Below are 8,275 nucleotides of genomic sequence, written 5' to 3'. Positions count from 1 at the left end.
GGATCTCCAATCGCGGAGCGATTTTGTGGCGGGGCGCCTCTACACGCCGTTTTCAACCGGCGGGTCGAGAGATGAAGATTTACTGCGCGCTCAGAACCGCGTCGTGCTTCTTAGCGATCTCATCTAGGGCATCCTTAGGGGATTTTGTACCGGATGCAGCTAGGAATAGTTCTTCTTGTGTGGCTTTTAACAACTCGGTGTATTTTGGTGAGTTGTCGAAGTCTTTGAGGAACGGGACAGACTTGGCAAAGGTCTCGTTGTAGGGGTTAGCCTTCTTGAACTCATCGGTGGCCGAGACTTTCTTATTGGCTGTCAGACCACCTAGCGCCACCCACTTCTTCTGCGTGTCCTCTTTGCTAAACCATGCCATAAACTTCTTGGCATCGTCGGTGTTCTTCGAGTAGCTTGAAAGGGAAAGCCCTTGACCACCCAAAGAGACAAACTGTCCTACGGGTCCCTTCGGAACCACAAAATAGCCTGTCTGATCCGCGAACTTATTCTTTGCTTTATCTACCAGGGCAGGCATGAAGGCAAACCAGTTCTCTGCCATCGCCACCTTGCCTTCTTGGAAGGCGGTATTACACTCATTGAAGTAGAAAGTTTCCGCACCAGGAGGACTGAACTTTTTCAGCCCCACATAGAACTCCAGTGCCTTAATCGCTTCAGGGCTATTAATAGCACCTGTTGCCTTACCATCCTTCGTATAGCTTCCTCCGAAGGCCCAGAGCACCTGATCAAAGCCCATGGTGACACCGTCGACCTCCTTGGAGTAGAACAGGGCGCAGCCAAACGTGCCGTCTTTGGTGAAGAACTCCGCGACTTGCTGAAACTCATCCCATGTGGTGGGAACACCAAGATCACGCTTGTACTTCGTCTTGAAGGCTTCTTTGTTCTTAGCATCTTCGAAGAGGTCTTTACGGTAGGCAAAGCCAATGGCATCGGCCATACAAGGAATGCCATAGAGCTTGCCGCCGTACTCGCCGTAGTTCTTGAGGGCCGCCTCCTCATTGTCTGTCTTGGGGAAGTTGGCGGGATCGTTGACCCAGTCGGTCAGGTCGACATAGTGTCCGCCGGTCGAGCCATTTCCCAGCCACTGGGAGTCGCCGACTACCATGTCAAACTCGGCGGACTTACCGGTCCAAGCCGCATTGATCTTGGTCTCAAAGTCCGACCAGGGAATCTGGTTCACCTCGACCTTGATCCCGGTCTCTTTGGTGAACTCTTCGGTAAGCTTCTGTAGATTATCGGCGGGATCCCACTTGGCCCACGCAATCACCAGCTTCTTATCGCCACCACCACTTGCTGTGGTATTTGTCGGGGCTTCGCCGCCGGTCTTTTCCCCACCGCCACTGGGGCAGCCCGTGAGAGTGAGTAGGGGCAGGGTCGCAAACAGTGCGGTCAAAACGCCGCGTCGTGTCATTCGCATCATTGTCCTCCAAAAAAAAGTATACCCACCCCACGCAGTGCGCGGGGTGGGTTTTTGTTTATCCCGTGATCTTGCGGGTCTTGGCATCGAAGTTCATGGCCTTACCCAGGCGCTGGCTCATCTCCGCCAGCGAGATAATGGTCTGAACCTTCATGGCCAGGTCGAGATTGGCGTTGCAGTTCATCGGGTTGTTTGTCCGAATTGAGTCCAGCCAGTTTTTCTGGTGATCCGGAATATTCTCCGTGCGGGCGTAGCGTGCCAGGTCAGCGGCACTGGTGTCAATCTTCTCGCCCTCGATCTCCTCGGTCCAAGGGCGCTCGGGGCGGACTTCGACACCGTTACCAAAGTAGATCGTCGCCTTCTCGCCGCGGAACATGTCCTCAAGCCCTTGCTCGTTGACCGTGGAGCCCACAAAGAGCATGGACCAGCCCGACGGGAACTCAGCGATAACCTGTGATGTATCGGCGACTTCACGGTCTTTGTTCTGAACGCCATGTGTGCCAATCGAGATCACGCGCGTCGGGTACTCTGGGTTGCCGGAGGCGATCAAAAACGGGTGGAGGCGGTGGGGCGCAAGGTCGCTTAAGATACCCGATGAGTAGTCCCAGTACTTGCGGTAGCGGCGGAACAGTGCGCCACTGTCGGCACGCTCTGGCTGGATGTTCTGATCGGCGGGGCCGGTAAAGTTCCAGGGGCGCTTGGGAGCACAGCCGAGCCAGAGATCCCAGTCAAAGGTCTCGGGAGAGATCTCTTTTTCGATCTTGTAGTTCCACTCGCCGTAGCGGTTGTTGCGGGTGTAGGAGCTCTGTCCCATCACTAGCTTGCCTAGCTTGCCCTCACGGATCGCCTTGGCGGTGGCGTGCCAGCGGACATCGCTACAGCCTTGCGAGCCGACCTGGTAGACACGCTTGGTCGCCTTGGCCACATCGTAGACCTGGAAGGCTTCATCGAGATAGCGGGTCATGGGCTTCTCGGAGTAGATGTGCTTGCCCGCTTGCATGGCATGCACCGAGATCTGCCCGTGCCAGTGCTCGGGCGTGGCGATCACGATGGCATCTATGTCGTTTCGCTCTAGGAGCTTGCGGTAGTCGCGCTCGGCCTGAACCGCCTTACCGCCATTCTTGCCCTTGATGTAGTCTGCGCCACGGGTGTTGTAGAGATCAAAGGCATCACAGACTGCCACGGGAGCGACATTCCACTCCTGCATCTTGTCGGTGTAGGAGCGAAGGTGGGCATTGTAGCCCTGCGTGCCCACTCCGACAAAGCCGATCGTGATACGGTCGTTGGCACCAATCACCCGGCCCGTTGCCAGCTTTGTCCCCATGGGATACTTGGCTGAGGTCATGGCTTTGACATCAACAGCCTGTACCGGAATCTGCATCTTACCCGCCGTTTTTGCGCCTGCTGGGGCAGGGGTGGGCTTGGCGGGAGCTGCCTTCGTTGCCTGGCTAGCCGTGGCGCTGTCTGCGACAAGTGCGCCTGTTGCGACTGTGGTAGCCACTTTAAGAAAATCGCGCCGAGAGCTCTCGACGTCTGTCCGTTTTTCGTTCATGATGAGTTCTTTCGCCTAAAGAGCGAACATTTCCTTTGAAAAAGTGATTTTGTTTCCGGTGAGCGCCGCTTCGCTGGCCTTGATCCCGACAACGGTTGCCGCAAAGCCTGCCTCGGCTGTCGCGTACATCTTGACTTCCTCACCAGGAGGAGTGGTATCTGTGGTTCCGGTTGGTTTGCCAATGCGGATGGAGTTCAGGAAGGTCTCACAGGCATAACGATTCGGAGATTGCTTAGCAGTCTGTTGAGCAACTTTAGCAGGGTCTAGTCCTTGAGCAATGGCTTTAGACGCATTAGCCACCAGCATGATGCCTGACTCATCTCCTAACTGCTCACGCCGCGCGTAGACTTCCCAGCCTAAGGCCTTGGTGTCGGACTCTTTGAACATCCAGCCACGCTGACCGCGGAGAAGAACGGTGGCATCTGAGCCTTGGAAAAGCTCAAAGTTACCATTGAAGTTGCTACCCAGAGTGGCATCGTAGGTTAGATGAACATTATCTGGATACTCTAGGATGCAAGTCATGCTTGTGGGAAAGTCGCCGCCATTGCTGAAGCCACTCACCGAGAGAGGGTAGGATTTCAAGTACCAGCTAGCACTGTCAATCTGGTGCATGCCAATCTCACCGATAATGCCATTGGCCCGGCTTTTATCCACGCGCCAGTTGAGGTCATTCTCGCGCTCTGGAGTAAAAGCACCACGCTTCCATCCCGTAACGGACTTGAGATTCCACTGTGCTGAGCAACGTGCCAATGTGCCCACGACACCTGTATCCATGAAGTGCTTGACATGATGGTGCTGCGGATTTGTCCGGTTTTGGATGCCTGCCTGGAAGATCTGCTTACTGTTCTTTCCTGCCAGTGCAATCTCTTTGGCATCGGCGATGGTGTGTGCCAGAGGAGCCTCACAGAAGACGTGCTTTCCTGCGGCGATGGCATCTAAGACGATCTGCTTGTGGAGGTGGGTGGGGGTTGCGACAAAGACGCCCTGAACCGTTTTGTCCTCCAAGACTTTCTTGTAGTCGGTGACGAACGTGGCCTTGGGAGCGTTCTCCAGCGCTTTTTTCTGAAAGAGCGGTGAGGAGTACGTGTCGCAGACATATTTAACGATAGCGCCATCAAGGTAGGAGAGAGACTTGATGATCTCTTTGCCATGATCGCCGGTTCCAATTACCGCCACTGTTACCGGAGTGGGGTCAATGTTGGGCTTGGCTTGGTAGTCCAGTGCCAGCTCTTCGGCATGGCCCATGCTCTTGCTGCCTAGGAGCATACCCAGTGCCAGCGCGGAGCCCCGCCCTAGCAAATCGCGTCGTGTTACATCATTCATTTTCGTGTTTTCTTCCTAAATAGAGTTTACTTGCTCTTTAGAACAGCCGGAGTCGCGCCGGGTTTCGGGAGTTTTGCGCTGCCCTTGGCCTCTTTGAGTGACCAGAGGATTCCCCCGAGGACATGCTCCTGGTACCAGGGCTTCTGCCAGACATCTACGCGGTGGCCCAGCGACGTGTAGAAGACGTGGCCCTTGCCGTACTCTTTGACCCAGGAGAGGGGATAGTAGCCGGGGGCTTTGGTGTTGGGGTGCTTGTCCATCCCGATCAGCGCGTGGGTTTTTGCCCAGTCGTAGCTTTTGTAGATGTAGATGTCGTCAAAGACTTTGAAAGATTGTTTATTGAACGGCTTGGTAGCCGCGTGGTTGTCGTCTTCGAGCAAGCCTTCGACCTCTACCTGTGGCCCGTGGGTCTGGAACTCCCCGCCGATCATCTCGATATAGCCAGGGAAGTTATGAAACGTGTCGGCGGCGGCGTGGGCTCCGCAGAAGCCTTTACCGCTCTTGATCCAGGCCAGAAAACCCTCTTTGTCGGGAAGTGGCAGCTCGCCGGTGGTGGAGGCAAAGAAGACCCCATCATAGTTTTTGAGGCTCGCGACGGTCATTTTTTGAGCCATCTCTTCATCGGTGCGCACATAGTCCACGTCGAACTTGCCGCTCTTGGCACCCAGCTCGGCGATGACTTTCTCCGCGACCGGGATCGAGTCGGCATGGCGGAAGCCCTTGGTGACGGTGACGACGAGCAGTTTTTTCTTGGCGTTACGGGCTGTGGTCGGTGGGGCGAGAAGAGTAGCGCCCAGAGCTAGGGTGGCGAGAGTTATCAGAGCGAGAGAGCGTCGGTGCAGGCGAGACATAGTAGTCCTTTCAATACGAAAAAGCAGACGCGAAAGACCGCGCCGACGTTCAGTATAGCGCAAAAAAGGCGTGTCGGGAACCTCCCCGGCACGCCTTTTAGAACTTTAAGTGGAGCTAAGGGGATTCGAACCCCTGACCTCTACAATGCGAATGTAGCGCTCTCCCAGCTGAGCCATAGCCCCAAACCACAGCGGGCTAGATTATATCAAGCATCAGGTGGCAGTGCAAGATCCCAGGCGGCGTAACAGGCGCGTCGGTACTCTGGGAAAGTATCTTGCTCGATGGCGGCGCGTGCTCCCTCCATCACTTTCGCGTAGTAGGCCAGGTTATGGTAGGTGGCGAGGCGGGAGTAAAGAATCTCTTTGCTCTGGTGTAGGTGCCGCAGATAGGCCGCGCTGTGGAGGCGGCAGACCTTGCAGTCGCACTTGGGGTCTATTGGTCCTTGCTCGTCGGTCCAGCAAGCGTTGGAGATATTGATGCGGCCCTGCGACGTGTACAGAGCGCCGTTGCGGGCCATGCGGGTGGGTAGGACGCAGTCGAACATGTCAATTCCGTAGTAGATGCCATCCAGCAAGTCCGAAGGCGTGCCGACTCCCATCAAGTAGCGTGGTTTATGAGCCGGCAGGAGCGGTGTGGTCAGGGCCGTCACGCGCCGCATCTCCTCCACAGGCTCGCCGACACTCACACCGCCAATCGCGATTCCGGGGAAGTCCATCGCGCTCACGGCCTCGGCGGACTGGACTCTGAGATCGTCGTAGCCGCCGCCTTGCACAATGCCGAATAATAAATGCCCGGTGGCATCGCCGCCCAGCGCATTGTGGCGCGTCAGGCAGCGCTCCTCCCAGCGCAGCGTCCGATCCAGCGAGTCTTTGGTGTACTGCCAGGTCGCGGGGTGCGGCGGGCACTCATCGAAGGCCATGATAATGTCCGCGCCTAATTCATGCTCGATCTCCATCACCCGCTCTGGGGAGAAGAGATGCTTGCTACCATCGAGCGTCGAGCGGAACGTCACGCCCTCCTCAGTGATCGTGCGCATGTCCTTGAGCGAGTAGACCTGGTAGCCCCCCGAGTCGGTGAGCATCGCGCCCTCCCAGCCGATGAACCTGGGCAAGCCCCCAAACCGCGCCACCCGCTCGGAGCCGGGCCGCAGATACAAGTGATACGTGTTGCCCAAAATGAGCCGATAGCCCAGCTCCCAGACCTCCTCGAAGGTCATCGCCTTCACCGTACCTTGGGTGCCCACGGGCATAAAGGCAGGCGTCTGCACCGTCGCGCGGGGAAGCTGCAGCTCCCCGCGCCGTGCTCGGCAGTTGCTCGCCGCAATTTTCAAAGTAAAGAGGCTCATCGAGCCTCTATGCTACCACTTTTCTGCTGAGAGCTACTCACTGAGAGCTAAGCGGGCGGCGGCGTTCCTGGGGTCTTGCTCTAAGACGCGCTCCAGCTCCTCACGCGATTCTTTGGTATGGCCTAGGCAGCGCAGGCTGACGGCACGGTTGAGGCGGGCTTCAATAAAGCGTGGGTTGATCTCTAGGGCACGTGTAAAGGCAGCTAGGGCTTCGTCATCCTGGTCCGCAGCATGGAGTGCGACCCCTAGCTGGTTGTGCAGGTCAGCATAGGTGGGGGCGAGGGAGAGAGCCTGTCGGTAGGTATCGGCGGCGGCTTCGAACTGCCCCTTGCGGTAGAGATCCAGCGCCAGCCGGGAATGAAGTGCGATCTCGTCGTCCTGGCTGAGAGGGAGCTGTGCCAAGGCGAGCTCTGCCGCTTCTTGCCCTTGCTCCGCTGCATCATGGAGCCGGTGCGCATCGGCGTAGCTGGGGTTGATCACAAGCGCACGGGCAAAAGCCGTCAGGGCCTCCGAGAGCTGGCCAAGGGGGATCAGCGCACAGCCCAGTCTGAAGTGCAAGTCAGCAAAGTGGGGGTGGAGCGAGAGGGCCTGCCTGAGGTGCATAACTGCCTCGTCCGCCGCCGCCTTATCCAGAGGAGCATTGGTGGTCTCACGGTTGAGAACCGCCTGCTGACGTGCCAGCGCCGCGTGGGCCTCGGTGAGGTAAAAACGAGCAAGTCCGTCGGTGAGTGAGCTACGACGCGGGTGTTGGATGACCGCCTCAAACTCCGTGATGGCTGCCTCGTACTTCCCCTCATCAAAGAGGCGCACCGCCCGATCGTAGCCTGTTATATCTTCGTTGCGCCGCAGCATGCGGCCCCACAGTGGCATTGTCTCTCTGTTTCCTTCCGACCAGAATTATAACACTGATGATCGGTACAACTACCAGGAAATCAGAGAGAGACTTCAAAAATCGTGAGTTCGGAGCCTGTGTAGACGGCTTTGAGAAAGGCAGGAGGAGCCAGTGTCCCGTCTGCGGCCGAGTACCCTTCGACTTGGAATCCTGCGAGGCGGTTGACGAGTACCATATACCGAATGTGACTCTCACTCAAGAGCTGCCTGCGGGTCTCGTCATCGGTGTCAGAGCGGAAAAATCGAAGCGCGGCTCCATTCTTTTTCGGATATGCCAGCGTCTCGGACCAGTGTCCGTTGTAGCAGATCACACCCGCCCAGCCCGCGACATAGGCATTGAGGTGCGGCTCAAACATCCCCGGATAGCGCTTCAGAGAGTCCGGGTCGGGCGAGACCAGCACGGCATCGGTCTCGGTGGCATGCTCTCTCAGATAGGCCAGAGCTTTCTGGTCATCGGCGGAGAGATAGGGCTTGCGCGCCGTCGTGCCCGAGTTGCTGTCCAGCCGCCCAATATCGGCAAGCAAGTACAGCACGTTGGAGGGAATGGTCAGTAGCACCCCAAAGAGCGCCGCGATCTTCGGGAAGTCCCCCGAGAGCCGTGCCGTCAGCGCGTCTAGGCCCACTCCCGCCAGGAGGCATACCGGGAGATGCGCCCCCATCAGCATCTTCCGCTGAAACGGCACGGGAAGATACGCCACCGCGATTCCTACAAGAAGCCAGATGAGGAGAAAGCGCATTTTTGGCCCCCCTGCCCCCCGGTAACGGGGGAGAAGGGGGAGGAGGGCTAAGAGTAGTGGCAGGCCGAAGCCCAACAGAACCCACCAGAGGGCTGGGGTGAACGTGCCCTCGTTAGTCCAAGCGCGGGCTTTAAAGAGCGGATCAACAC

At 57.4% G+C, this 8,275-nt stretch carries 7 protein-coding genes and 1 tRNA gene; all 8 read right to left on the bottom strand.

The features are described from left to right. Positions 1–79 precede the first annotated feature (79 nt). Positions 80–1,420: an ABC transporter substrate-binding protein gene (locus AC1XOS_RS16735; RefSeq protein WP_481963365.1), complete on the bottom strand. Its 1,341-nt coding sequence runs from the start codon at positions 1,418–1,420 to the stop codon at positions 80–82. A gap of 64 nt (positions 1,421–1,484) precedes the next feature. Continuing rightward, positions 1,485–2,978 (bottom strand): Gfo/Idh/MocA family protein, encoded by a 1,494-nt coding sequence (locus AC1XOS_RS16730; protein WP_481963364.1) that lies wholly within the window; start codon positions 2,976–2,978, stop codon positions 1,485–1,487. Positions 2,979–2,993: 15 nt separating this feature from the next. Next, entirely contained in the window at positions 2,994–4,301 is a 1,308-nt protein-coding gene (locus tag AC1XOS_RS16725; protein WP_481963363.1) for a Gfo/Idh/MocA family protein, read from the bottom strand. 26 nt (positions 4,302–4,327) lie between these two features. Beyond that, on the bottom strand, positions 4,328–5,152 hold the full coding sequence (locus AC1XOS_RS16720) for a ThuA domain-containing protein (RefSeq protein ID WP_481963362.1): 825 nt from the start codon (positions 5,150–5,152) through the stop codon (positions 4,328–4,330). 110 nt (positions 5,153–5,262) lie between these two features. Beyond that, positions 5,263–5,335, bottom strand: a tRNA-Ala gene (locus AC1XOS_RS16715). A gap of 23 nt (positions 5,336–5,358) precedes the next feature. Further along, a complete protein-coding gene (gene tgt / locus AC1XOS_RS16710) occupies positions 5,359–6,498 on the bottom strand; it encodes a tRNA guanosine(34) transglycosylase Tgt (protein WP_481963361.1) in 1,140 nt (379 codons plus the stop codon). A 33-nt stretch (positions 6,499–6,531) separates the two neighbouring features. Then, positions 6,532–7,368 carry a tetratricopeptide repeat protein gene (locus tag AC1XOS_RS16705; protein ID WP_481963360.1) on the bottom strand — a complete coding sequence of 279 codons (837 nt, stop codon included), beginning with the start codon at positions 7,366–7,368 and terminating at the stop codon, positions 6,532–6,534. Positions 7,369–7,430: 62 nt separating this feature from the next. Further along, positions 7,431–8,275, bottom strand: an 845-nt coding sequence (locus AC1XOS_RS16700; protein ID WP_481963359.1) for a hypothetical protein, incomplete at its 5' end; no start/stop codon positions are given.

The organism is Armatimonas sp. (assembly GCF_964826245.1).
Note: the sequence above shows the minus strand (reverse complement) of the source record. Positions and strands in the feature narration are given on the sequence as shown.

What these genes read in the sequence shown, in the direction of transcription:
- AC1XOS_RS16730 (WP_481963364.1), bottom strand. Translation starts at nt 2,978, where the DNA reads ATGAACGAAAAACGGACAGACGTCGAGAGCTCTCGGCGCGATTTTCTT.
- AC1XOS_RS16705 (WP_481963360.1), bottom strand. Translation starts at nt 7,368, where the DNA reads ATGCCACTGTGGGGCCGCATGCTGCGGCGCAACGAAGATATAACAGGC.
- AC1XOS_RS16735 (WP_481963365.1), bottom strand. Translation starts at nt 1,420, where the DNA reads ATGACACGACGCGGCGTTTTGACCGCACTGTTTGCGACCCTGCCCCTA.
- tgt (WP_481963361.1), bottom strand. Translation starts at nt 6,498, where the DNA reads ATGAGCCTCTTTACTTTGAAAATTGCGGCGAGCAACTGCCGAGCACGG.
- AC1XOS_RS16720 (WP_481963362.1), bottom strand. Translation starts at nt 5,152, where the DNA reads ATGTCTCGCCTGCACCGACGCTCTCTCGCTCTGATAACTCTCGCCACC.
- AC1XOS_RS16725 (WP_481963363.1), bottom strand. Translation starts at nt 4,301, where the DNA reads ATGAATGATGTAACACGACGCGATTTGCTAGGGCGGGGCTCCGCGCTG.